This window comes from Gallibacterium genomosp. 2, from assembly GCF_000771895.1.
GTDB lineage: Bacteria > Pseudomonadota > Gammaproteobacteria > Enterobacterales > Pasteurellaceae > Gallibacterium.
The window spans coordinates 1-26,875 of record NZ_JPXY01000029.1 but is presented as its reverse complement, the minus strand read 5'-3'; the positions used below and the strand labels follow the sequence as shown (position 1 = coordinate 26,875).

The following is a 26,875-nucleotide window of genomic DNA, read 5'->3' as shown; positions in this document are numbered from 1 at the left end:
TACCTGGTTCTGCTGTACCGGTGACATGTGTACCATTATCAGACACATCAAGATTTTTTGGCTTGTTTGGTGGAGTGCTATCAGATGCGATTACATCTGTTGGGGTTGACGTATTACCGGCATTATCTGTTGCGGTAACTTCTACTTTTTCGCCGTTATTTTTTGGTGGGTTAAGATCAATTGAAAAATTGCCTTGCTCATCAGCTTTTCCATTCGCAATCACATTACCCTGGTCATCTTTAATAGTAATTTTACTACCGGGTTCGGCTTTACCAGTAATTTGTTTACCATCATTTTTAATAACTACATCTGTTGGTTGAGACGGAGGCGTGGTATCTGACGGAGCAGAATGTGCTGAACTACCCCCCCCCGAACCACCTGCGGCCGCTGCACCCAAGCCGAGAACAGTTAATCCAGCAAGACCATAAAGCCACGGACGGAAGCTATCACCTTCTGCTAAAGTTCCAGTCATTCCCGCTTCAATTTCAGAGAAAGAAGAAAATTCTTTACCTACCTGTGTAACGATAACTTGTCCGGCATCTACGCCTTCCGATGCACCAACATCAAAAATTGCGAAACATTGCTGCTCATCATCACATTTACCCCAGAAATCATCAATGATAACTTCTACATTCTCTTTTTCACTTTTTAAAATAAGATCATTTCCTGAACGAGTAACTTTAATATCTTCTGGTGTTTTGCCGGTTGCGCGGTCGATGAGATAGTACTCTTCACCTGGCACAGCCAATTCCGTATATTTACCATTTTTTAAAACTTTTGATAAATCAATGCGTTTGCCTGATTTTTTCTCAACGAGGATAAGCCCCATAATTTCTCCCAATACGTCTTTATAGAATTAACTAAGCTCCCTTTCATTCCAACAACAAGTATGAACAGCCACCCTCATAAAAGTAAGAACGAAAAGCAATAAATCGACGCATATTATCAAAAGCAAGCGTAAAGTCAATTTAAACTTTATTTAAAATTTAAGAAATTGTTGTTTATATGATATTTTGTATTTCTTTGATGTCAAAATATTATTTTTATTTATAATTTTGAAATAATGAATTAAAGAAGCTATTAAATATTCGTATCCAAAATAGATGTATAATTTTACAACCAACAACTTTACACTTATAAAATTACACAGAAATAAACTAACATTTTATATAATTCCTTAAATTTATTTGGACATAAAGTCGCTCATTATATGGAATGAAAAGTCGAATATTTAATACTCGTTATAACTATCCCGTACTCTCTGAAATATCTATCAGAAAATAGGCGAACAAGTTCTCCCTTTATTAAAGGAAGAACTTTTATAAGATTAAAGAAATAATGAGGTAATTTCGGGAAAAGCTAATAGTAAAATCAGAACTAAAATTTGTAAGCTAATAAATGGCCAGACAGATTTAAAAATATCTGTTAATTCCACGCCTTCCGGAGCTACACTTTTAAGATAAAATGCTGCCGGTCCGAATGGAGGGCTAAGGAATGACACTTGCATATTTACGCAAAATAAAACACCAAACCAAATCGGATCATAGCCAAGTGCAGTAATAATAGGAACAAAAATAGGCATTGTTAACATCGCTACACCAATCCAGTCCAAAAACATTCCTAAAATCAATAAGATAATCATCATAATGATAATGGTATAAATCGGCGGAGCATTCAAACTGGCAAATAAACCTGAAATAAAACGATCTCCTCCCATTAGATTATAAATACCAATGATCATTGTTGCTCCGATACCTACCCAAATAATCATTCCAACAGTATTAATTGTATGTTTAAGCGATTCCTTAATAATCGTGAAGTTCAACTCTTTGCGATAAAAAGCCGCTAGAATAACACCCACTACACCAATACAAGCAGACTCTGTAATAGAAGCAATCCCACCATAAATACTGCCTAAAATCCAAGTGGCAATTGCTACAGGAATAGCAATATCGTGAATAATTTTCTTAATATCTTTTTTTGTTAATGCCTGCCTTTCACTTGCAGCCATTGCTGGTCCATAATTTGGCCGTAAATAACATAATAACAAAATATAGGAAATATAAAGTAAAGATAATAAAACTGACGCAGGAATTGCAGCTAAAAATAGTCCACCAATAGACACGTTTGCCGTCATACCATAAATGATTAAGACAATGCTTGGAGGCACCATTGTCCCTAATGCACCGCCGGCAACCACCGTACCTATAGCAAGGTTTTTGTTATACCCTAAACGCAACATCTGCGGCAACGCCAACATTCCCAACAAGACAGTTTCTCCACCGATAATGCCTGACATTGTTGCTAATAAAATAGCAACAAACATTGATTGAATGGCGATACCCCCTCTTAACCTACCACCAATAATACGCATAGCATTGTACAAATCACGCGCTATGCCTGTTCTATCCAATAATGTTGCCATTAATACAAACATTGGCACTGCAACAAATGTATAAGAAGAAGTAAAATCTGTTACCCTTGCCGCAACCATTTGCATTATTGCCGCAGTATCAAACCATAAATAGGAAATCACTAAAGCAATTAAGCCGGTTAAAAAACCCAATGGCATACCAATAAATAACAACGAAATCATCATTAGAAAGATAATTAATGTTCCTACACCTATTCCTAAACCACTAATCATAATTATCCCTCCTGATTTTTAGTCACTAAATGACGAAATATATGCAACACTGAAAGTACCAACACCATCAAACACGAAATAAAAAAGAACCCTTTTTCAATCGCAGGGAATGGTGTATCCAATACAGTACCGGAAGTTTGCATCTTAAATGTTCCCATAGGAGTAAAAAATGCTTCGGCAGCTGAAAGATATGAACCATAACTTAATAAAACAAAGAAAATAAAAACGAATATTTCAACGAGCAATTCCAATCCCCACCTCACTCGAGCTGAAAATTGTTGTCGAATAAATGTCATAGCAATATGTTTATTGTTGGCATAACAAGCAACACCACCATAAAGTAAAGATAAACTGACAAGAAAAGTAGTGACCTCGTGTACCCAAATTGTAGGACTGGAAAAAATATATCGCACAATAACTTCATAAAACCCAATCGCAACAATAAAAAGGAAAAGATAAGAGACGTAGTAACCTAATTTGATAAAAAATTGATCAAACCGATCACATAAAAATAGTAAGCGTTGAGAAAAAGACATTTTCAACTCCTTAATAAACAAGGCTGAATGTGATCCAACCCAGCCTTGCCTATAGTTACGATTATTGCATCATTCCTTGAGAAGTAAGGAATTTTAATAAGGCTTGATAATACTGATTACCTATTTCAGATTGTTGAGCTGTTTCCTGCCAGATTTCTCTTGCCGCAGCACGAACTTTCGCAACTTCTTCCGGACTCCAAGCCACTGGCTGAACGCCTTTATCTAACGCTTCTTTATATGCGATTTTATCTTCATAATGGGCTTTAATCAGTGTATCCAAAGCCATTCCTTTAAAATAGGACACTAGAAAATCCTGATCTTGAGGAGAGAGTGATTGCCAAGTTTTCAAGTTCATTATCATATGAACTGCAGGAGAAGAATGGATACCCGGATAAATAGGATATTTTGCGATATCGTGTACACCTTGTGCTTGATTATTAGCAAAAGTGGAGAAATCCGCCGCATCGATAATTCCTTTTTCTAAACTAGTGTAAATTTCCGATCCTGGCAAACCAACAGGAGCAGCTCCCAACTTCGCAAATAATTTCTGAATTGGGCCTGATGGCGCACGAACTTTAACTCCTTTAAAGTCAGCAACACTTGCAATTTTCACTTTGGAAGGTAGTGACTCTGAACCAGTTACCGATACACCAATTAATTTAGCCCCATATTGTTGAAAGATTTTATCAACGACTTCAAAACCTCCTCCATTATAATAAAAGCTAAGAATATCCTCATCGCTACTCCACGCAGAAATAGTGTCACCAATCAAGCCAAAACCAGGATCAGTACCAGCATACATTGCCGCAGTAGCAACTGCACCATCAATAATTTTATTTCTCACTCCAGAAAGCATATCGCTTGTTTTTAATACTGAATCTAACGGTAATAATTCAATGCTGATTCTTCCATTTGAGGCTTTTTCTACATTATCAGTCCACTGTTTTTGGATCTCATATACTTTCTCTCCAGCAAAATTTGAGCTTTCAAATTTCAAATTAATTTCCGCTGCCGATACTGCAAATGACATCAAACTTGCTAATGAAATGAATAATAAAGATTTTTTAAAGTTCATAATTAAACTCCTCGTTGTTTATACAGCAACTAACATTCCACCATCAACAAACAACAGATGGCCATTGACAAAATCGGAAGCTTTAGAAGAAAGGAAAACAGCTGAACCGATTAATTCTTCTGGATCACCCCAGCGATTAGCAGGTGTTCTCTGACATAACCATTGTGTAAATTGCTCATTCTCTACTAATGCCTTAGTCATATCCGTTTTAAAATATCCTGGTGCAATTCCGTTTACCTGAATGTTATAACGAGCCAATTCAACACACGCCCCACGAGTAATCATTTTTACTGCACCTTTAGAAGCTGCATACGGCGTGATAGTATCTCGTCCTAACTCACTCTGCATTGAACAAATATTGATAATTTTTCCTGCATTACGTTTCACCATATATTTGCCAACTTCCTGAATCATTAAGAAAACCGCTTTTTGGTTAATTTCAATAACGTTATCCCACTCCTGTTCAGGAAATTCCAAAATAGGATGTCGCCGTTGAATACCAGCATTATTAATTAGGATATCAATTGCCCCTATTTTTTCTTCGATTTCCGCAACATTACGCTCAATTTCGCTTTTTTTAGTCACATCAAATGGAACTGAATGCGCAAGAAAACCTTTCTTTTTTAACTGTTCAGCAGCGACTAGCGCTTTTTCTGCGTTAATATCATTAATGATAATTTCTGCACCATATTGAGCTAATCCATTTGCAAGTAAGAAACCTATCCCTTGAGCAGAGCCAGTTATCAAAGCTCTTTTCCCTGTTAAATCAAATAAATTATTCATAATTACTCCTCAAATTTAAGTTGGACTTTTATAGCAACACTTTTATCACTCGCCGTTTGTAATGCTTTTTCTGCATCCCGATAAGAAAATTCGTGAGAAAGCAACGGCAACGGATTAATCAACCCTTGTTCTAACCAACGTACTGCCACTTCAAATTCATTAGTAAAACGGAAGGCTCCCCGATAAGTAAGTTCTTTCGCTAAGAATTTTGTAATAGGAACAGGCGCATCTCCTTTTGCCATTCCTATCTGAATAATTGTCCCGGTTGCTTTGGTTGCATCAATTGCAAAGTTAATAGCACTATTTGCTCCAGAAGCTTCAAAACTCACATCAAAATAACCTTTATCTTGGAAATACTGTTCTTGATTTTCCAAAGGATTAATGGCTGATGTTGCGCCCATAGCAATAGCACTATTTCGGCAAGATTCTTGTATATCAGAAGCAACAATTTCAACCGCACCGGCCTTCTTACAAGCAGCAACCACAAGAGAACCGATTGGACCGCAACCTGTCACTAAAACTTTCTTTCCAACCAAAGAACCTGCTTGATTAACTGCGTGAACAGCAACAGCTAACGGTTCAGCAAATACCATTATTTTGCTTGGTATCCGATTATCATAAGGAACAATTTGATCATTTCTTACCGCAACATATTGAGAAAAACCGCCATCAATATGTGGATTCAACATTGCACTGCCGAAAAAACGCATATTTAAACATTGATTGGATTTTCCACTTAGGCAATATTTGCATTTTAAGCAAGGTTTACTTGGATTTATTGCAACCGCTTGCTTTTTATTTTCTAAAATACCGACAACTTCGTGCCCTAAAATCATAGGATGTTTTAAACTGAAGTTTCCTACTCCTCCTTCTTGATAGTAATGAATATCAGAACCACATATTCCTCCTCTGCTTATTTTAACTATCGATTCATTACCTTCCTTAGTAGATACCTCTGCCGTAGTAATTTGTATTTGATGTGCTCCTGATACTTTCACACATTCTGACTTATAAATTTCTGCCATTCTTCACCTCTTTAATCTATTAATGCAACCGTTTGCATTAACGTAATATTTATTAAAAAGTGTTGCAACAACATTTTGTTCAAAGTGTGATCAGTTTCAAAAAATAAATGATTTCAGATAAAATGTAGAACAGTAGAATTAATTGATTAAGAACCGCTATCTATGAAAAAACGCACAACAATTGATGACATAGCAAAAGCTTTAGGAGTTAATAAATCCACTGTTTCTAGGGCGATTAATAATCCTTCTTTAATTTCCACAGAAATGAGAGAAAAAATCGAGAAAATGTGTAGAAAAATGAACTATATACCTAATAGTATAGCTAAATCACTTGCATCATCATCTACCAATTCTATCGTGCTATTAATTCCCTCTTTCAGTAATGACGTGTTTAAAGAAGTCATTGATGGTGTGAAAGAAATTTGCGACCAATGGAACTATAATTTATTAATCAGTGATTTCTCCTATACGCCATTGGAAGAACAACACATTATTGAAAAATATATGCAACAAAATGTGGATGGTTTTATTCTCACAGAAACATTCCATACACAAAAAACGATAGAGTTATTAAAAACAGCTAATATTCCGACAGTAGAAATTATGAATATCTATGATAATCCTAACTTTCTTGCGAATATTGGCATCGATCAATATGTTGCTGCTAAAGAGTTAATTCGTTTTTTAGTACAAGAAAAACACAGAAAAAACATTGCATTATGCTCATCTTGGTTAGATAGCAGAGCATTATTAAGAAAAAATGCGTGGGAAGCCGTTTTAAATGAGAACAATCTTGTCACAGATAGACATTTTAAAATGCAACAAAGAACTTCTTTTGCCAGTGGCGCCGAAGCACTCATTGAAATTTTATATCGTTGGCCTGACACTGATGCGATTTTTTTCATTAATGATGACATTGCAGCGGGGGCAATTATGGAATGTTCCCGTAGAGATATTAAAGTTGGTAAGGAGCTAGATATTGTCGGTTTCAATGATTTAGAATTTTCCAAAGTGCTCAATCCGAGCCTAACTACAATTGCTACACCTAGATTTGAAATTGGCAAGATGGGAGCTGAAATTTTAATTCAATTCTTAACATCTAAACAACTTCCTCCTCAACAAATCATTGAATTACCTTTTAAATTTATGCGCAGACAAAGTGCTTAGGTATAACAATAACAGGATCCCCTATGGACTTTTCAGAATTATTAGATGGTTTAAATGAACGGCAACGTGAAGCAGTGGCTGCACCTTTGGGCAATTATTTAGTTTTGGCAGGTGCCGGCAGTGGTAAAACTCGGGTTTTAACTTACCGCATTGCTTGGTTAATCGGCGTTGAGAATGTCAGCCCCAATGGCATTCTTGCGGTAACTTTTACCAATAAAGCGGCGGCGGAAATGCGCCATCGTATTGAGGATTTATTACAGAATCAACTCACGCCGCCTTTCGGAATGTGGGTCGGGACATTCCACAGTCTGGCACATCGGCTTTTGCGCCGCCACGCGCCGGATGCCGGTTTACCGGCGGATTTTCAAATTTTAGATTCAGAAGATCAATTACGTTTGGTGAAACGGTTGGTGAAATCCTACAACTTGGATGAGGGTTTGTATCCGCCAAAGCAAATCTGTTGGTATATCAACAATAAAAAAGATCTTGGTTTAAGAGCCGATCAAATCGAAATGCGTAGTAAGGAAGATCGAAGTTGGGTTGAAATTTACAAAATTTATCAGGATGCTTGTGATCGCGCCGGTTTGGTCGATTTTGCCGAATTATTATTAAGAACTTATGAACTTTGGCAGAAAAAACCGCTGATTCTACAACGTTATCAACAACGTTTTCAGCATATTTTGGTGGATGAGTTTCAGGACACCAATAATATTCAGTATGAATGGGTTAAATTATTGGCTGGAAATAGTGCCAATGTGATGATTGTCGGGGATGACGACCAGTCTATTTATGGTTGGCGAGGCGCAAAAATTGATAATATCTACCGTTTTTTAACCGATTATCACGCAGAAACGATCCGTTTGGAACAAAACTACCGTTCTACGGAAAATATTTTACAAGCTGCTAATATGTTAATCGCTAATAACGAGGGACGTTTAGGTAAGCATCTCTGGACGGAAGGCAATAAAGGCGATCCTGTCGGAATTTATCGTGCATTTAATGAACACGATGAAGCACGTTTTGTGACTTCACAGATTAAACAGTGGGTAGATGAAGGAGGTAATTATGATCAATGTGCAGTGCTATATCGCAGTAACCGCCAATCACGAATTTTAGAAGAAGCATTTTTACAATCCGGTCTGCCTTATCGTATTTATGGTGGTTTACGTTTCTTTGAACGTCAAGAAATTAAGGATGCTCTCGGCTATCTGCGTCTTTTAGCAAATCGTCAAGATGATGTTGCCTTTGAACGAGTAGTCAACACACCACCCCGTGGCATTGGCGATAGAACACTTGAAATTTTGCGAGATATTGCTCGTAAACGAACATTAACGCTTTGGCAGGCAACGCATTTAGCATTGGAAGAGAAATTGGTGCAAGGTCGCGCTGCTTCTGCTTTGTTGCGTTTTATCGAATTGATCAACGCCTTAGATAATGACACTTTTGATCTACCGTTGACAGAACAGACCGAATTCGTGATTGAACACTCCGGTCTGAAAGAGATGTACCAAAAAGAGAAAGGCGAAAAAGGTGAAGTGCGTTTAGAAAATCTAGATGAACTGGTTTTTGCTGCAAGAGATTTTCAAAAACCAGATGAGGCGGAAGATATGAGCGACCTGATTGCTTTTCTGACTCACGCTTCGTTGGAAGCCGGTGAAGGACAAGCCTCGCCACATCAACAATGTGTCGATTTAATGACGTTGCACTCTTCAAAAGGTTTGGAATTTGATCGTGTTTTCATCGTTGGAATGGAAGAGGGCTTATTCCCGAGCGGTGCTTCAGGAGAAGAAGGCAGAATCGAAGAGGAACGCCGTTTGGCTTATGTCGGTATCACTCGTGCAAGGAAAAAGCTTACGCTTTGTTATGCTGAACAACGCCGTGTTTACTCTCAAGAAGAAAAACGTATTGTTTCACGTTTTATTAATGAATTACCGGAAGAAAATATTCAGGAGATTCGCTTAAGAGGTACAGTAACAAGAGCGGTAAACCTTGCAGCGGTTGGTACAGCAAAATCAATTTTAGAAAATTCAGAATGGAAGCCGGGTCAACGCGTAAAACATCATAAATTCGGATATGGTTCAATTATTAATGTAGAAGGTAGTGATAAAAACTGCCGGCTACAAATTGCCTTTCAAAATCAAGGCATAAAATGGCTAATTGCTCACTTAGCAAATTTAGAAAAATTGTGATCTATATGAAACTTTTTGCATTATAATAGGTCAAATAAAGCGTTCGTTAAGTTAAGACAGTTTTTACATTAGGCATTAACTGTGCTATAACGGAAACAAATTTTTTAATATAAGAAGGTAGTTAATGACAAAAGAAATGCAAAACATGATGCTTGTTCCTCAAGGTAGTTTAGAAGGCTATATTCGAGCAGCTAATGAATATCCAATGCTTACCGCAGAAGAGGAGAAGGAGCTGGCAGAACGTTTGTATTATCATCAAGATGTTGATGCCGCGAAAAAATTAATTTTATCCCACTTACGTTTTGTGATTCACGTTGCACGTGGTTATTCCGGTTATGGTTTGCCACAAGCCGATTTAATTCAAGAAGGTAATGTTGGTTTGATGAAAGCCGTGAAACGTTTTAATCCTGAAGTTGGTGTTCGCCTAGTTTCTTTTGCTGTGCATTGGATTAAAGCAGAAATTCACGAATATGTGTTACGCAACTGGCGTATCGTTAAAGTCGCCACCACTAAAGCTCAACGTAAATTATTCTTCAATTTGCGTAAAACAAAACAACGTCTAGGTTGGTTCAACGCAAATGAAGTAGATATGGTTGCTAACGAACTCGGTGTTTCTGCAGAAGACGTACAAGAAATGGAATCACGTATGAGCGGTATAGATATGGGTTTCGATTTACCTACTGATGATAGCGAAGAAACCTATTCTCCGGCACTTTATCTAGAAGACAAAAGTTCAAACTTCGCTGCCGAATTAGAAGAAGAAAACTTTGAAAATCAAGCAACCGATCAACTTAGTGAAGCATTGGAACAATTAGACGAAAGAAGTCGTCATATTATCCAAACCCGTTGGTTGGATGATAATAAAGCCACATTGCAGGAGTTGGCTGATCATTATGGCGTTTCAGCCGAACGTATCAGACAATTAGAAAGCAATGCATTGAAAAAATTAAGAAATGCAGTAACATTCTAAATTCCCTCTATAAAATTCCCCATATTTCATCACGGAATATGGGGTTATTTTTTGCCCTGTCATCAAACTATCATATTTCATCGCTAAACTTCCTAACATCAAAGGTTAATTCATTCTGTTAGGAGAAAACTATGTTACCGAAGAAAGTCCTTAGAAAACTTGCTCTTGTCACCATCTTATTACCCTTTATCACTCAAGCAAATGCCCACGAAATTACTGGAGCAGGAGCTTCATTCCCTTATCCAATTTATGCGAAATGGGCTGGGCTTTATCAACAACAAACCGGTAATAAAGTCAATTATCAATCCATCGGTTCCGGAGGTGGTCAACAACAGATTATCGCCAAAACCATTGATTTTGGTGCTTCAGATGATCCAATGAAAGCTAACGTCCTTGAAGAACAGCAACTATTACAATTTCCCGCTATCATTGGAGGAACAGTTCCTGTTGTGAACATTCCAGAAATCAAAGCGGGAGAATTAAAACTTTCCGGTCCTGTAATTGCCGATATCTTTCTCGGTAAAATCAAAAAATGGAATGATCCAGCGATTGTCTCTCTAAATGATGGCATAGCCTTACCTGATAAAAATATTCTTGTAGTTAGACGTTCAGATGGTTCTGGCACAACATTCAGCTGGACTAACTATCTATCCAAAGTTTCTGTGGAGTGGAAAGAGAAAGTAGGTGAAGGAAAGTCAGTTAAGTGGCCAGTTGGACAAGGAGGAAAAGGTAACGAAGGTGTTTCAGCTTACGTCAAACAACTTAAATACTCTATTGGCTATGTAGAATATGCTTATGCCAAACAAAATCAATTAACTTGGGTTACTTTACAAAATGCTTCCGGTAAATTTGTACAACCTTCTCGTGACAGCTTTATGGCGGCGGCAGCCAATGCCGACTGGGAGAAAGCTGCCGGAATGGGCGTAGTTTTGACAAATGAACCGGGCGATCAATCTTGGCCAATCACTGCGGCAAGTTTCATCTTAATCCACAAAAATGCCGACAATGCCGAAAACACCAAAAATGTCTTCAGTTTCTTTGAATGGGCATTTAAAAACGGTAAAGACGCTGCTTTAGAACTGGATTATGTGCCATTACCGGACACTGTTGTCGAAAAAATTAAAGCTCGTTGGCACAGTGAAGTGAAAGATGCGCAAGGAAAAACTATCTATTAATATTCTATTGAAATATCAAAGGGTTATGCTCTCACATAACCCTTACCTTACAAGGTAGAAAAATGCATAAAATCGATAATAAATGTTTAAATCACGCTTGGTTGGAAAATGTTTTTAAGAACACCACCCGTTTTTTTGCTGTCTTTGTTTTTATTGTGCTCTCCGCCATTTTATTGTCTTTAGTTATTGGTAGCTGGGATTCTATTTCTAAATTTCATTTTAAATTTTTATGGACAAATGATTGGGATCCGGTGCAAGAAAATTATGGGGCATTGGTACCGATCATCGGCACATTAATTTCCGCCGCCATCGCCTTAATTATTGCCGTACCAATCTCTTTCGGCATTGCCACTTTTCTCACTGAATTGTCACCTCAATGGTTAAAACAGCCAATTGGTACGGCAATAGAGATGTTAGCGGCTATTCCTTCCATTATTTACGGGATGTGGGGATTATTCGTTTTCGTACCACTTTTTCAAGAATATATTCAACCTTATATCATTGATACGTTTGACAATTTACCCTTAATAGGCATTCTCTTCTCCGGCGCACCTTTCGGCATCGGACTATTCACTGCCGGGTTAGTGTTGGACATTATGATCATTCCATTTATTTCATCAACAATGCGAGATGTTTTTAGTGTCGTACCTCCAATGTTGAAAGAATCCGCTTACGGCTTAGGAGCAACCACTTGGGAAGTAATTTGGAAAATCGTTCTTCCATATACTAAAGGCGGTGTTATCGGTAGTATTATGCTTGGGTTAGGGCGGGCATTGGGAGAAACAATGGCTGTAACTTTCGTTATTGGCAATGCCTTTCAACTGCCAAACTCCATTTTTGCACCATCCACCTCCATTGCTTCTGCGATTGCCAATGAATTTAATGAAGCCGGCGGTTTACAGAAATCAGCCTTGATGGAGTTAGGGTTAATTCTATTCTTGATTACCACTTTAGTATTGGCGATCGCACGTTTATTAGTGATGCGAATGAGTCGACTAGAAGGAAGAAAATAATGCATAAATATCAAAATCAACGCTTTTATTGGCGTAAAAGCAGAAATCTTCTTATGTTAAGCCTTGCCTATCTGGCAGTGCTGTTCGGGCTTTTTTGGTTGATTTGGATTTTATACACATTAATCATCAAAGGCATCCCGGCACTCTCGTTTGAACTGTTCCTAAAAGCGACACCTGCACCCAACGAAAGCGGCGGTTTGATTAATGCCATTATCGGTTCGATTATGATGGTATTAATTGCCACCTTTATCGCCACACCGATTGGCGTTTTGGCAGGCACCTATTTAAGCGAATACGGACGCTATAGCAAATTATCGAAAATTACCCGTTTTCTGAACGATATTTTACTTTCCGCACCCTCCATTATTATCGGACTGTTTATTTACGCAATCTATGTTTCGCAAGTAAAACACTTCTCCGGCTGGGCAGGTTCGTTGGCTTTGGCAATGTTGGTAATTCCAGTTGTGGTCAGAACCACCGACAGTATGTTGAATCTCGTGCCGAATAATTTACGCGAAGCCGCCGCTGCACTCGGTTGCCCGCAATGGCGAGTCATTACGATGGTTTGCTATCGTGCCGCTCGCTCCGGCATTTTAACCGGCATTCTGCTTTCCGTTGCCCGCATTTCCGGCGAAACCGCACCATTGCTGTTTACTGCGCTCTCAAACCAATTCACCTCTTTGGATATGAATGCACCAATGGCAAATCTACCGGTGGTGATTTATCAATATGCCGCCAGCCCGTTTGAAGATTGGAATGAACTGGCGTGGGCAGGTGCAGCATTAATTGCGATTTTTGTTTTATCTTTAAATATTTTAACCAGACTTTGTTCCAACAAACATAAATAAGGACCATAAAATGGATATGTTATCAAACCAAATTGATGCGAAATTAACCGTTAATAATCTCAATTTTTATTATGGTGATTTTCACGCTTTAAAAAATATCAATATGAAAATCGCAAAAAATAAAGTCACTGCATTTATTGGTCCATCAGGCTGTGGTAAATCTACACTGTTACGCATATTTAACCGGATGTATGAACTTTATCCGAACCAATACGCTACCGGCGAAATTAATTTAGATAATGAAAATTTATTAACCACACATACTGATATCGCCATTATCCGTTCCAAAATCGGGATGGTTTTCCAAAAACCGACCCCGTTTCCAATGTCGATTTATGATAATGTTGCTTTCGGAATTCGTTTATTTGAAAAACTTCCAAAATCAGAACTAAATGATCGTGTTGAATGGGCGCTAACTAAAGCCGCATTGTGGGATGAAGTGAAAGATAAACTGAACCAAAACGGCGATAGCTTATCCGGTGGACAACAACAACGCTTATGTATTGCACGCGGTATTGCGGTTAAACCAGAAGTGTTGTTATTGGATGAACCCTGCTCGGCACTCGATCCAATATCAACAATGAAAATCGAAGAGCTGATCAACGAATTAAAACACGATTACACCGTTGCTATCGTAACACATAATATGCAACAGGCAGCACGTTGTTCTGACTACACCGCTTTTATGTATCTTGGTGAACTAATTGAGTTCGACCAAACCAGCAAAATTTTTGATAAACCGAAATTCCAACGGACAGAAGATTACATTACAGGTAAAATGGGCTAAAGCTGAAACTCTAATAAATGAGGTCGTATGGCGGGCAAAATTTTAATTGTTGAAGATGAACGTGCAATTCGTGAAATGATCGCACTTTATTTACTGAAACAAAATTATGAAGTTATCGAAGCAGAAGACTATCAAAGTGCAATACATCGACTTGAGGAACAGCCACAACTTATTCTATTAGACTGGATGTTGCCAGGTCGTTCCGGCATTATGCTTATCGAATATCTAAAAAAGCAAGAGAAAACCGCTAAAATTCCACTCATTATGCTTACAGCTCGCAGTGCAGAAGAAGATTGTATCACCTGCTTAAACGCTGGTGCTGATGATTATATTACCAAACCGTTTTCACCTAAAATTTTATTAGCGAGAATCGAAGCATTATGGCGGCGCAGTTACGATCCTCCAAGTCAAATTATCAATTTTGAAAATCTACAAATCGATCAACAGTCACAGCGTGTTACCATTGAAAATAAACTAGTCGAATTAAGTGCGACCGAATATAAATTACTTCTCTTTCTAATAACTCATCCCGAAAAGGTTTATAGTCGCGAGCAGCTATTAAATCATATTTGGGGCGATGATATTTATGTTGAAGATCGTACTGTCGATTCCTATATTCGCCGTCTACGCCGTAGTTTAGAACCTTTTCAAGCTGATCGCTATGTACAAACTGTTCGTGGCTTCGGCTATCGTTTTTCCAACCATTTTCAGGATTAACTAATGAAACTAAATCTGTCATTAAAGCATTTAATCATTGAAGTGCTGCTGGCTGTCGGAATTGCTTCATTATTGAGTCTATTCAGCAAAGATCTCTCTTTTTGGTTAATTACTGTTCTAATTATTTTGCTGATTTGGCACCACTATAACGAATTCAGTTTGTTACAAATCATCAATCCAAATAAACCACCTAAAAGCAAAAAGAAAATTACTGCACTTGAGCATATTTCACAAACCGCTGCCTACTACAATGAGCGAACTCGCCGCGAAAAAATTAAATCTTTACGCCTACTTTCTAAGCTAAATCGCAATATTCAATTTTTGCCTGATGCGGTATTAATTTGTGAACACAACGGCGATATTTCTTGGTGTAACCAAGCAGCACAGGAGATGTTTGAATTTATTTGGGATAAAAAAATGAAAAAGAGCGTTTTTAAGGTGATTTTCTACCCCGAATTTAAACACTATTTTCGTCATTTAACCTTTAACAGACGCAATCGCCCTTTAGTTTTATTGACTCACAATAAACGCTATATTGAGTTTAATATCAATAGTTACGACAGCGAATCCTATTTAATTATCGCACGCGATGCGACCTCGTTTATTCGCTTAATGCACTCCCGTCAAACTTTTCTGGCGAATATGAACCACGAACTGCGTACACCATTAACAGTGCTGCAAGGTTATTTGGAAATGTTTGAGGGTGAGATCGATGAAAAATCGCCTTTTCAACAAAAAGCATTGCAAGCGATGAAAGAACAAAGCGAGAGAATGGCGACATTGCTACAACAGCTATCTTTATTGGCAAAAATTGAAAATATCAATAGTGCCGAACACGAAGTGGTTGATATGTCACAATTAATCCTCTCTTTACAAAAAAATACTGCCGTTATCCATCAAGCAAAACAGCAAATTATTTTTGAAATCGAGCCGGATTTGAAAATTATTGGGGATGAACATCAATTACAAAGTGCTGTTTCCAATCTGGTCTATAACGCTATTCGTCACGCGGGCGAAGAGGCGATTATTCACGTCAGTTGGCAACGTTGTAAACAAGGGGCAAGATTTTGTGTCAGCGATAACGGTATCGGTATTGAAGCTCGCCATCTTGCCCATTTAACCGAACGTTTTTATCGTGTGGATGAATCACGCAATAATAAAACCGGCGGCAGCGGTCTAGGATTAGCCATTGTTAAACACGCTTTGGAACAACATCAATCCTATCTTGAAATCCAAAGCGAAGTCGGTAAAGGCAGTGAATTTTCTTTTATAATTAAACCCGATTTAATCGTCAATCCGCAACAATAAGTTAGAAATCCGGCGGACAAGTAAATGTCATCCGCTCTTGAGTGATCGGATGCGTAATAGTAAGACTTTCTGCGTGTAAATATAATCTCGGTGCCATTGCCCGCACTGCCGGAGGAGAATAGAACTTATCACCCAGAATCGGATGCCCGAGAGCTAACATATGTAGACGCAACTGATGCGAACGACCGGTGATCGGCGTCAATTTCACGCGCGTGGTGTTATTCGGATAACGCGCTAAAACCTGATACTGCGTCTGTGCTTTTTTGCCAACTAAAAAATCTATACGTTGTCGCGGTCGATTCTCCCAATCACAAATTAATGGTAAATCGACAATACCGCTATCCTGTTCCAAATGCCCCCAAACAATCGCTTGATAATGTTTCTTCGGTTCTCGCTCGCGAAATTGTCGCTTCAGCTCTTTTTCAGCGGCTTTGGAAAGCGCAAACAGTAAAATGCCGCTGGTTGCCATATCCAAACGGTGTGCTGGTTCAGTAAAGCCAAATTTATTTGCCACACGTGTCATTGCACTATCCTGATATTGTGGTTGATTACCGGGAACTGACAACAAACCGCTCTGTTTATTAATCACCGCAATATAATTATCCTGATATAAGATATTTAACCCTTGCGGTGGGTTGTACTCAATTAATGCCATAAATTACTCTTTATTACTAACAATCACGCGTAAGCTATCCAATCGCCAGCTAGCTTGATGAAGATATGCTAATGATTGCGTAATTAATTGTTCCTGTTGTTCAATTTCATCCTGACGAATATTCTTATTTACCGCTTGAAGTGCTGTAAGACGATGTAATTCGCTATACAATGTTTTATCTGCTACTTCAATAGCTTCTGCAATAATCTGTTCAGCATAAGGTTCTATCAACGTTTGAGAATGCTTAATTAGACGCTCAATTTCCGTTTTCATCATTTTAACCACTTTATTTGCCATATTTTTATTAATAGGCTTAAGCTGTTTTTCCAAACCTCGGAAAGAAACTTGTGCAGCTAGATCATTACCTTTTATATCTAATAATAAGCGTACTGGCGTCGGTGGTAAGAAACGGGTTAGCTGCAATGATTTCGGAGCCTGTACTTCAACCACATAAATTAATTCCAACAATAACGTACCTGCCGGTAACCCTTTATGCGGCAATAAACTCACTGCCGTTTTGCCAATATCGCCGGAAGTGATCAGATCGATACCGTTTCGCACCATCGGGTGATCCCACGTTAAAAACTCAAGATCTTCGCGTGCCAATGCTAATGAACGATTAAAAGTAATTGTACTTCCCTCTTCTTTTAATCCCGGAAAGTCAGGAACCAACATATGACCTGTCGGCTGAATAACTATTGAATCTTCACCAAGATCTTCCTGTTCCAGACCGATCACATCAAATAAATTCAAACAGAAATTAATTAACTCCGGTTGTCCATCTTGTAATTCAATATCTATAGCAAGCTGCTGTGCCTTCTCACCTCCATTAGAATTTAATTCTAATAAACGATCACGACCTTGTTCTAGCTCCTGTTGCAGACGTATCCGCTCTTTCGCCACTTGATCAATAAAGAGAGCAAATCCCACCTCATCTTCATTTGGGTTATCAATAAATGTCTGTAGCTGTTTACCGTATTTAGCGAATAACGTTGCTCCCATTGGACAAGTCTGTTCAAATGCTCCCAAGCCTTTTTGATACCAATCCACCAAAATCATCTGTGATGTTTGATTAAAATAAGGAACATAAATTTGAACATCTCTAGTTTGACCGATACGATCCAAACGACCGATAGACTGCTCCAAGACATCCGGATTTAGTGGCAAATTAAACAATACCAATCGGCAAGCAAATTGGAAATTACGCCCTTCTGCACCAATACTGGAACTTAACAGCACTTTTGCTCCATCTTCCTGTTGTGCAAAATAGGCTGCCGCCCGATCACGCTCAACAATCGACATTTTCTCGTGGAATACCGCAGAACGAATTCCCTCTTTTTCGCGCAAAATCTTCTCTAACTGCAATACAGTTTCGGTTTGTTGACAAATAATTAATACCTTTTCTTGGCTATGATTTTTTAGAAAGGTCAATAACCATTCAATACGCGGATCAAAATCCCACCACGCCGCCTCCGGATTAAGCTGGTGAAATAGAACTTCCGGATATAATGAATTTTGTTGCACTGTCTTGTTAAGTAAATTCATTACTTTAATCGCATTAGCATACTGCTTCGGTAATTCCAGTTTCACTTGATGTAAAATACGTTTCGGAAAGCCTTTCACTCCTTGACGCGTATTACGAAATAATAATCGGCTAGTGCCGTGGCGATCCACTAAATTAGTAACCAGCTCTTGTTTCGCCTCTTGGATCTGCTCGTTAGAACTGTTACCGCCATTAATAATCCGCAATAACGGTTCAATATCCTGTTCAGGCAGTAATTCAGCTAAAACATTCTGTTCTTCAGCGGTTAATTTCTTATCAGATAACAAATCATTCACTGCTACCGCTACCGGACGATACTGTTTCTGCTCTGCAACAAAGGCATTGTAATCATAAAAACGATGAGGATCTAATAACCGTAAACGTGCAAAATGGCTTTCCTGTCCCAACTGTTCTGGAGTTGCCGTTAGCAACAAAACTGAAGCTATCTTTTGTGATAACTGTTCGACAAAACGATAAGCTCGACTTGGCGCCAACGAGTGCCATTCCAAATGATGAGCTTCATCAACAATCAGCATATCCCAATGGCTTGCCAATACTTCTGCCATCCGATTTTCTTGTGTAACTAACCAATCCAAAGAACAAATTACCAAAGATTCAGTATCAAAAGGATTTACTTTAACACTTCTTCCATTTTCTTCTTTACGATCGAAATCCTGACAACGTTCTTCATCAAATAATGAAAAATTCAGATTAAAACGACGCAACATTTCAACTAACCATTGGTGCTGTAATGTTTCAGGCACTAAAATTAGCACCCGTTCAACTCTACCAGAGAATAGCTGTTGCTGTAGAATCATTCCTGCTTCTACAGTTTTTCCCAATCCGACTTCATCTGCCAACAATACCCTTGGTGATAAACGATTTCCAACTTCCTGAGCAATATGTAACTGATGAGGTATTAAACTAGCTCTTGTACCACGTAACCCTCTAAATGGTGATTGAAATTGCTGTTGCTGATGTCGTAATGCGTGATAACGCAATGTAAAACGATCATTTCTATCAATTTGTGCAGAAAACAGTCTATCTTGAGGTTTACTAAAAGTAATTTGATGCGCTAGTTCTAGTTCTTTAATTACAACTTCTTCGTCTGTATCGATTCTTTTCGCTAAATAAAGAGCAACCCCATTATTTTCCATCACATCCAATACTTCCGCTTGCCAACCTTCGTGATGAGTAATCACATCACCTTGCTGAAACAATACTCGCGTCATCGGTGCCACCGCAAGGGAATAAACTCGTGTTTCATCCGCTGCAGGAAACAAAAATGTTACCGTTCTCTGGTCTACAGCAGTGACTAATCCCAATCCTAAGTTATTTTCGCTTTCACTAATCCAACGTTGTCCAATCGTAAATGACATTTTATTGTTCTTCTCTTCTGTTTTGATTGATTATTCAATTTAAAAATAAGCGCGGATTGTACTCTGAATAGTCTGGAAAACCAAAAAGATTTATCAGTAATCTCCTTACATTGAGATCAATGTAAAATATAAGCTATATTTATACAGCCAATATTTAATTTATAGAAAAAAATAATGCATATTTGCAACAAAAAATATAGAATGTAATAGAAAAAATAATATTCACTGGAGAACCTATGTTAACTATAAAAAATATTCAACAAGAGCTGTTCGGCGGTTGGACAAAATTTGAGGCTTTCTGGCTAGTGCTTTTTGTTGCATTACAAATTGGTACTTATGTTTATCAACCTGATTCGCTACTGGCAATGATCTCCGGTATCGCCGGTATTTTATGCGTGGTCTTTGTTGGGAAAGGCAAAATCAGTAATTACCTTTTCGGTTTAATTTTTGCTTATACCTATTTCTATGTCGCTTGGGATAACAAATTTTACGGTGAAATGACAACAACATTGTATGTTTATATTCCGGCACAATTTATCGGTTATTTTTTATGGAAAGCCAATATGCAGAAAGATGGTGAAAGTGAAATCGTTGCTGCTAAAGCATTGAATTTTAAAGGGTGGCTCATCACCATTTCAGCAATCACTATCTGTTCTTTGCTATTCATCTCCTATTTAAAAACCACTGACGGCAATTCTGTATCGCTAGATGGCGTTACCACCGTAATGGTAATTGCAGCGCAATTATTAATGTTATTACGTTATCGAGAACAGTGGGTATTATGGATTATTATCAATGTCCTCTCGATTGCCTTATGGGCGGACACTGCAGCAATGTATATTATGTATGCTGCTTATTTATTAAATTCCCTTTATGGTTATTACAACTGGACTAAACTTGCTAAAACAGCAAATGCTTAAACTATTGCTTTGATAAAAACTGTTTTTTGATCAATTATCTGCACCGCAAAAGTTGGATTCATTATTCAACATTAAAGGGTGCAGTTTTTTATGAAAAAACAAATGTATAGTGATTTTCGGCTTTTAGCTACGAATTAGCAGCATCAATAATAAGAGCAGACACTGCTTCAACCTGCGAAACTAAAGAGGCGTGGCTAGCATCTAATTCAATGAGCTTACGAGGCTTCATTCTCTGCGCCATCATTCTTTGATTGTCTGGATGAATCATTCGATCTTGAGAAGAAATTTGATACCAACACGGTTTCACTTTCCAAGCTGGTTGTGTAACTATATCACTGAAAGTCGAAGCAATAGGCGCTTTTTGTGTGATTGACATCGGATAAGCCAAGGTTTCGTCAATATCTTGACAGAAACTTTGGTGATACTCTTCACGCTTTATCCATAAATAACCATCACTATCCCCTTCAATCGCCGAAAAAGCTTGTGGTGGCAATTTTTGGCTAATCTCTCCTGCACTTTCACCAACATCAGGTGCAAAAGCCGCAATATACACTAAAGCCTTCACATTAGGCATATTCCCCATCTCTGAAATTACTGCTCCACCGTAAGAGTGTCCAACCAATACAACTGGTCGTGGAATCTGAGCTACCATTTTACGAGTTCGTTCCGCATCATCTTGAAGTGAGGTCAGTGGATTTTCCACAGCAAAAACATCAGTATAACCTTGTTTTTTGAGTTCATTGATCACTAAATTCCAATGAGCTGCACCACCCCAAAATCCGTGAACTAATACGATAGCTGGTTTATTCATTTTATCCCCCAAATTAAAAACATTGTTGAATTCATTCTAAATTATCCCCTATTGTAGGAACAACATAGGTAAAATAAGTTTTTAACAGTGATATTAATAGGTATCTTCTTAAATTTTAAGAACTCGGTTATTTGTTCACTCCCTTTATAGTATTGCGATACTCTTCCTGTGTATCTTATATACTATTCAAACATTTACAACACGCCATCTTACTAGACTGCCCACATTCATCTCTGTCGGAAATTAGTGCAATGTCAATCTACAACAATGCTTATTTGCCACAAACATAGTGAAAAAAGCGAAATGCACACAAATCAGATGTTAAAAATAAGGTAAGAAATAACATCATTTTATTTTGTCTTTTACCATCAAAACCTCTAAAATTCAGAGTTATCTAAAAAATCATTAGGATACAAAATGACAACATTCACCGTTCGAAAAGCTCGTCCAGAAGATACCCAATCGATTGAAAACTTAATCCAAGCAGCTTTTGCTGATATGCCTTTAAGCGACGGACAAGAATCGCTCTTAGTTCACAATTTGAATGCTAACCACGATGTAGTATTAGAATTAGTAGCTGTGCAAGCAGAAGAAATCATCGGGCATATTTTATTTAGCCCTGCAACTATTTGTGGACAGTCTGTGCTAGCATTAGCGCCTCTCTCTGTTGCTCCACAATGGCAACGGCAAGGCGTGGGGAAAGCTTTGATTTTAGCCGCACATCGCCAAATTAAGACTATGAACTATGCAGCAATTGTAGTGTTAGGACACCCTGATTATTACGCTCGCTTTGGCTATCTGCCAGCAGAGGACTACAATATCAGCGCTCCATTTGAGCTACCTGAAGGCGTATTACGCGTGCTACCCTTGGTGAAAAACGTGCCACAAGGAGAAATTCATTACGCTACTGCATTTGGATTAAATTAAAAAGAAAAATATGGTTCTTTCTACGGAATTTTATGTTTCTATTTATTCTTATTCTGAAAAATGGAGTATTTCCTTATAAAAAACAAAATGTTCGCCTTTTATAAATAACCATACTTTTTCTTCCGTTTACTGCTTAATCCGCCATATAACGATTGATAAAGGCGAGGATTTGTTCAGGGTAGCGACCAAAATAATTGTAGCCGTCTTTGAAGCGATACGGTGTGTTTTCAATCCACAGCAATTCTTTTTCTTTCGCACCGAGCAAATCAAAGGTTTTTTGACCGTCTTCAGGATTGCGTGTCCACGCGTCTTCCAACACTTGCACAATCATTGTTGGCATTTTCACCGCGTTCGCCCAAAGGTGCGGGGTCATTTCTGCCATCGTGAAACCGCCCATTTTAAGCAATTCTAAATCAATCAAGGGTTGATATTGTTGCACGCCTTGCAATTCAGAAAAGGCATCATAAATCGCCGCCATCGACACCACCATTGGGCTGACCATACAACGCACATTTTCAAATAAATCAGGGCGTTCCATAATGGCGCGATATTGCGAATTACCGCCCATACATTGGCTATACAGTGCCACTTTCATTTTGGAAAGCTCAGGGTGGGCATCGACAAATTTTTTCACGCCCACGCAATCACGCCATTCCCAGTTGCCAATGCCGCTGATGCCATTATTCGCTGCCCCGCTGTTGCCGTGGTTGCGAATGTCGTAGGTCAGCACGTTGTAGCCTGCATCGGTGAGGTGTTTGTATTGAATCACGAAGTCGATTTCGCAATCATCAAAGCTCGCCCAAGGCTGCCCGAAATGACCGGGGAAACCTGCACGGCACATCGGCAAGGCGTGGTTAAAAATCACCAGTTTATCGCTCATTCCGCCTTTGGCTGGGATAAACCACGCTTCGAGCGGCACGCCATCTTCAGAGGGGATTACCCATTCTTCAAAAGACATATCGTAAGCGGCTGGGGTTTTGAAAATAAAGCTACGCAAAGGGCGAACAATACTCGCCAAGGCTTTGATTTTTTCATAATCGGCGGCGGAAATGGTTTTTTCTTGTTCCAATGCCAAAGCAAGGCGGTCGGCTGGTAAACGGTTGGATAACATAAATACTCCTTATGGCTTTAAAAAATAGGGCGTTATGTATAACGCCCTGAATGAACAGTCGCCATTATAGCCTCTCAGAATGACAAACAAAATGATAGAAAATGGAATTTATTATTTCTGTATTTGGAATAATTGAAGAACTTTGCTATGATTTTTTCGCCATCAAGAGGAACAAAGACGATGAAAAACAGGCTGGAATTGCTCCATATTTTTTGCACGGTGGCGAACACCTTGCATTTTAAAAATGCCGCGTGCGAGCTGGGCATCTCGCCCCAACGCGTTACCCGTAGCATCAGCGAGTTGGAACAATCGTTGGGCGAAGTGCTGTTTCAACGCAGTACGCGACAAGTGCAACTCACTGATTTTGCCCGCCAATTTTTGCCCCGTGCCCAACGCTTGCTTGCAGATGCCGACGCACTGATTCACCCTCAACCAAATCACGCACTGAGTGGCACTATCCGCATTGCCCTGCCTGATTACCCCATCTTAATGAACGAGGTGTTGCAACAACTGTTGATCCGCCTAAGCGATTTTCCCGACATTCAACTGCATTGGCGAACCGACAACGCCTTGATTGACGTGGTGGCAGGCAAAATTGATGTGGGCATACGCTTTGGCAACCCACAAGATAGCCGTCTGATTGTGAAAAAAGTCGGGCAAGAACAAGATATTATCGTTGCCAGTCCCAGCCTGTTACAGCACTACGGCGAGCCTAAAAACTGGCAAGACCTCATCAGCCGTTACCCCTTAAGTGCCTTGATTAACCCCAACAACGGACGCATTTGGCAATGGGAAATTGGCACACATCGCCACCAACCCAACCCGCCCAAACTGCTCACCAACAACATCAGCAGCGAACTTTCCGCCGTGCTGGCGGGGCAAACCGTCGCACATATCCCCCGCCAACTGTGCCAGCCCTATCTTGAACGCGGCGAACTGGTGGAACTCTTCCCACACCTCCCCCGCAAAACGTGGCCGTGCTACCTCTACCGCCCCAAACGCCAAGCCGAACCACTACGGGTCAAACGCGTATTTGATTTGCTTGCAGAGATTTTGCTGGGGCGGTTTGGGTGAGGTGAGAAAATCATCTCGCCACGGCGAAGTGTGGTGCTTTAACCCCTTGCTCAATGTCAAAAATCACCGAAAAAATCACCGCACTTTTTTCCTTCAGCCCGTAAACTTTCCTCGCTTATCATTTGATGCCGTTGTATAATTCGCCGAATTTTTTATGGAGAGGGCATGATGAAACGTCGTGATTTTTTACTCGGCGCAGGGGCATTAGCCCTTTCGCCTTATTTCTTACGACACGCTCAAGCAACCAATAGCGGTGCAAGCCAATATTTAATGCCGTCTGAAAGTGCGCCCCATCAAGCCACTTGGATGGCATATGGCGCAACAGCAGGTGCGTGGGGGACGACAGGCATGTACGGAATGGCACGCCGTGCGGCACGGGCAGATTTAATGCGAATCGCCGCCAACCTTTCCCGTTTTGAACCCGTGAATATGCTGGTGAACCCCAATGAAATGGAGGAAGCCCGTGCGGTGTTGGCACAGGTGAAAGGCGAGTTGGCTCAGTCTGATTTGCGTGAATACAGTGCCACAGGCGTGTTCACCAACGGGCGTGCTATTCCCAATATCGAAGCAGGTGGCAAAATCAGCCTCATCGCCGCCCCGCTTAATGATTTATGGGTACGCGACACCGCTCCGCTGTTTGTGCGTGATGAAAACGGCAAACGTGCCGCCGTGGATTTCAATTTCAACGGCTGGGGACAAGCAGACACAGGTGCACAAGGCTGGCGAAAAGACCCAGCTAAACGCGAACACGGCATTGTGGATCAGCCTATTGGCAAAGACCAAAAAATCGCCGCTTTTGTCGCCAAATACACCCATTCGCCATTAGTGAAAACCTGGCTGGTAATGGAAGGCGGCGGCATTGAAGTGGACGGCAAAGGCAACGCCATTTGCACCGAAAGCTGCATTCTTAACGATAACCGCAACCCCAACCGCAGTAAAGCCGAAGTGGAACAAGAATTACACCGCGTGCTGGGCGTGAACAACATCACTTGGCTCAAAGGCTTAAAAGCCCGTGACATCACCGATGCCCACATTGATTTCTACGCCCGTTTCACCGACGACGACAGCGTACTCTGTGCTATTGATGATGAACCAGAATCACCGGATTATTCAGTAACCCGCGATAATCTGCGTGTTCTCAAACAGCACCACCGCAATGTGATTGAGCTACACACCCCGAATTACGAAACCGTGCAAGCCGCCGTAGAAGCCCGCCAATACAAAGGCTTCCGCTTCAATGAAGACGGCTTCGCCGCAGGCTACATCGGCTTTTACGTTGCCAACGGCTGCATCATCTTGCCACAATTTGGCGACCCTGATGCCGACCGTGAAGCCTTTGACATTGTCAGCCAAAGCCACCCAGACCGCACTGTGCTACAAATCGCCACAGACGGCATCGCCAACGGCGGCGGCTCAATCCATTGTGCCACCCAGCAGGAAATTCCCGAATAAGTGAAGAAAAACAACCCAATTTCAAAGACTTACGCCAGCCGATGATTGCCTCCATCGGCATCGTAATGGGCTTTTTGCTGAACTTCCTCGCAGGCTGGGCGGCTGCAGACGATAGCCAACCTGCGGTAAATAGCCTCTCTGATTTACTCATCACCGCCTCATTATTGGTGGGGCTGGTGATGATGCTCAGCGTGCTTTACCGCCTGCTCGCCCACCCCGAACGAATGCAACAAGCCAGCCACTACCAGACTACCTTTCGACTCTATTTCTCCAGTCTCATCTTAACCTTTGGTGGTTTGATTTTTGCCTTGTTTATTTGATGAGGCTTCAATCCTCTGAAAACGGCTGAAAAAATGACCGCACTTTTATTAGCGTTTGGCTTAAAAGTGCGGTGCTTCTTTTTCATTATTTTTAATGCCGTCTGAAACCCTATTTTTAGATAGCCTTAGTTTTCCTTTTTTCTCACGAACCAAAAAATGTAGTGATCTACTAAATGAGCAGTCCTTGATAGTTTTTTCGCTAAAATTGGCTTAATCCTTGATTATAGCTATACAGTCTCACTCTATTATAGTAAAACACGTAACATTTAATATCTTTCTTGTCTTCATCTAATCAAGAATAACCGTCTTTTAACATCCATTCATATTTAAACTTCTAAACCAACAGCTACATCGGTACATTATTCCAACAATTTCTTCGATAGCTCATACTTTGTATCAAATCGTGCTGTTTTACACATTATATAAACGACTCACGTTAGAAT

24 protein-coding genes are annotated in these 26,875 nt (G+C 39.7%); 14 read left to right on the top strand and 10 right to left on the bottom strand.

The genetic code is table 11. The features are described from left to right. The 6 genes from P375_RS12560 to P375_RS06670 all read right to left on the bottom strand — a co-directional run. Positions 1–829, bottom strand: an 829-nt coding sequence (locus P375_RS12560) for an Ig-like domain-containing protein (protein WP_167333067.1), incomplete at its 3' end; no start/stop codon positions are given. 498 nt (positions 830–1,327) lie between these two features. Beyond that, entirely contained in the window at positions 1,328–2,647 is a 1,320-nt protein-coding gene (locus P375_RS06690) for a TRAP transporter large permease (protein ID WP_039135691.1), read from the bottom strand. Positions 2,648–2,649: 2 nt separating this feature from the next. Continuing rightward, positions 2,650–3,183, bottom strand: coding sequence for a TRAP transporter small permease subunit (locus P375_RS06685; protein ID WP_039135689.1), 534 nt, complete (start codon positions 3,181–3,183; stop codon positions 2,650–2,652). A 61-nt stretch (positions 3,184–3,244) separates the two neighbouring features. Further along, entirely contained in the window at positions 3,245–4,258 is a 1,014-nt protein-coding gene (locus P375_RS06680; RefSeq protein ID WP_021461639.1) for a TRAP transporter substrate-binding protein, read from the bottom strand. Between the two features lie 18 nt (positions 4,259–4,276). Beyond that, entirely contained in the window at positions 4,277–5,044 is a 768-nt protein-coding gene (idnO, locus tag P375_RS06675; protein WP_267881917.1) for a gluconate 5-dehydrogenase, read from the bottom strand. Next, positions 5,044–6,066 (bottom strand): zinc-binding dehydrogenase, encoded by a 1,023-nt coding sequence (locus tag P375_RS06670; RefSeq protein WP_052121813.1) that lies wholly within the window; start codon positions 6,064–6,066, stop codon positions 5,044–5,046. Before P375_RS06670 ends, idnO begins: the two co-directional genes overlap by 1 nt. Positions 6,067–6,228: 162 nt before the next feature. On the opposite strand from P375_RS06670, the gene P375_RS06665 reads away from it, so the two are divergent. The 9 genes from P375_RS06665 (at position 6,229) to phoR (ending at position 16,240) form a co-directional block, all read left to right on the top strand. Beyond that, positions 6,229–7,233, top strand: coding sequence for a LacI family DNA-binding transcriptional regulator (locus P375_RS06665; protein WP_080735382.1), 1,005 nt, complete (start codon positions 6,229–6,231; stop codon positions 7,231–7,233). Positions 7,234–7,256: 23 nt separating this feature from the next. Continuing rightward, positions 7,257–9,422 (top strand): DNA helicase II, encoded by a 2,166-nt coding sequence (gene uvrD, locus P375_RS06660; RefSeq protein ID WP_039135688.1) that lies wholly within the window; start codon positions 7,257–7,259, stop codon positions 9,420–9,422. A gap of 124 nt (positions 9,423–9,546) precedes the next feature. Then, complete coding sequence (gene rpoH / locus P375_RS06655; protein ID WP_039135686.1) at positions 9,547–10,392, top strand: RNA polymerase sigma factor RpoH; 846 nt, start codon at positions 9,547–9,549, stop codon at positions 10,390–10,392. A 131-nt stretch (positions 10,393–10,523) separates the two neighbouring features. Then, positions 10,524–11,567 (top strand): phosphate ABC transporter substrate-binding protein PstS, encoded by a 1,044-nt coding sequence (gene pstS / locus P375_RS06650; protein ID WP_039135685.1) that lies wholly within the window; start codon positions 10,524–10,526, stop codon positions 11,565–11,567. A 62-nt stretch (positions 11,568–11,629) separates the two neighbouring features. Continuing rightward, positions 11,630–12,580, top strand: a complete 951-nt coding sequence (gene pstC / locus P375_RS06645; RefSeq protein WP_039135684.1) for a phosphate ABC transporter permease subunit PstC — start codon at positions 11,630–11,632, stop codon at positions 12,578–12,580. Further along, positions 12,580–13,428, top strand: coding sequence for a phosphate ABC transporter permease PstA (gene pstA / locus P375_RS06640; RefSeq protein WP_013745896.1), 849 nt, complete (start codon positions 12,580–12,582; stop codon positions 13,426–13,428). The genes pstC and pstA overlap by 1 nt, the downstream gene beginning before the upstream one ends. A gap of 10 nt (positions 13,429–13,438) precedes the next feature. Further along, positions 13,439–14,215: a phosphate ABC transporter ATP-binding protein PstB gene (gene pstB, locus P375_RS06635; RefSeq protein ID WP_039135682.1), complete on the top strand. Its 777-nt coding sequence runs from the start codon at positions 13,439–13,441 to the stop codon at positions 14,213–14,215. Between the two features lie 27 nt (positions 14,216–14,242). Continuing rightward, positions 14,243–14,932 (top strand): phosphate regulon transcriptional regulator PhoB, encoded by a 690-nt coding sequence (gene phoB, locus P375_RS06630; RefSeq protein WP_039135681.1) that lies wholly within the window; start codon positions 14,243–14,245, stop codon positions 14,930–14,932. A gap of 3 nt (positions 14,933–14,935) precedes the next feature. Further along, a complete protein-coding gene (phoR, locus tag P375_RS06625; protein WP_039135679.1) occupies positions 14,936–16,240 on the top strand; it encodes a phosphate regulon sensor histidine kinase PhoR in 1,305 nt (434 codons plus the stop codon). Position 16,241: 1 nt separating this feature from the next. Here phoR and rluA read toward each other — a convergent pair whose 3' ends face one another. Together rluA and rapA are read right to left on the bottom strand one after the other, a co-directional pair. Continuing rightward, positions 16,242–16,895: a bifunctional tRNA pseudouridine(32) synthase/23S rRNA pseudouridine(746) synthase RluA gene (gene rluA, locus P375_RS06620; RefSeq protein ID WP_039135678.1), complete on the bottom strand. Its 654-nt coding sequence runs from the start codon at positions 16,893–16,895 to the stop codon at positions 16,242–16,244. Positions 16,896–16,898: 3 nt separating this feature from the next. Continuing rightward, positions 16,899–19,817, bottom strand: coding sequence for an RNA polymerase-associated protein RapA (gene rapA / locus P375_RS06615; RefSeq protein ID WP_039135676.1), 2,919 nt, complete (start codon positions 19,815–19,817; stop codon positions 16,899–16,901). Between the two features lie 236 nt (positions 19,818–20,053). Here rapA and pnuC point away from each other — a divergent pair, with 236 nt between their 5' ends. Further along, on the top strand, positions 20,054–20,737 hold the full coding sequence (gene pnuC / locus P375_RS06610; protein ID WP_039135675.1) for a nicotinamide riboside transporter PnuC: 684 nt from the start codon (positions 20,054–20,056) through the stop codon (positions 20,735–20,737). A gap of 127 nt (positions 20,738–20,864) precedes the next feature. On the opposite strand, the gene P375_RS06605 is transcribed toward pnuC, so the two are convergent. Then, complete coding sequence (locus P375_RS06605) at positions 20,865–21,548, bottom strand: alpha/beta hydrolase (RefSeq protein ID WP_039135673.1); 684 nt, start codon at positions 21,546–21,548, stop codon at positions 20,865–20,867. Between the two features lie 417 nt (positions 21,549–21,965). Between P375_RS06605 and P375_RS06600 the strand changes: the two genes are divergently transcribed. Then, positions 21,966–22,475 (top strand): GNAT family N-acetyltransferase, encoded by a 510-nt coding sequence (locus P375_RS06600; RefSeq protein ID WP_039135671.1) that lies wholly within the window; start codon positions 21,966–21,968, stop codon positions 22,473–22,475. A 133-nt stretch (positions 22,476–22,608) separates the two neighbouring features. On the opposite strand, the gene P375_RS06595 is transcribed toward P375_RS06600, so the two are convergent. Continuing rightward, entirely contained in the window at positions 22,609–23,586 is a 978-nt protein-coding gene (locus tag P375_RS06595) for an alpha/beta hydrolase family protein (protein ID WP_052121812.1), read from the bottom strand. A 180-nt stretch (positions 23,587–23,766) separates the two neighbouring features. Between P375_RS06595 and P375_RS06590 the strand changes: the two genes are divergently transcribed. The 3 genes from P375_RS06590 (at position 23,767) to P375_RS06580 (ending at position 26,432) form a co-directional block, all read left to right on the top strand. Further along, the gene (locus tag P375_RS06590) at positions 23,767–24,660 is read left to right on the top strand and encodes a LysR family transcriptional regulator (RefSeq protein WP_039135669.1); all 894 of its coding nucleotides are present in this window, start codon (positions 23,767–23,769) and stop codon (positions 24,658–24,660) included. A 165-nt stretch (positions 24,661–24,825) separates the two neighbouring features. Then, a complete protein-coding gene (locus P375_RS06585) occupies positions 24,826–26,112 on the top strand; it encodes an agmatine deiminase family protein (RefSeq protein WP_039135668.1) in 1,287 nt (428 codons plus the stop codon). Beyond that, complete coding sequence (locus P375_RS06580) at positions 26,082–26,432, top strand: hypothetical protein (RefSeq protein WP_245176436.1); 351 nt, start codon at positions 26,082–26,084, stop codon at positions 26,430–26,432. Before P375_RS06585 ends, P375_RS06580 begins: the two co-directional genes overlap by 31 nt. Positions 26,433–26,875: the final 443 nt, after the last annotated feature.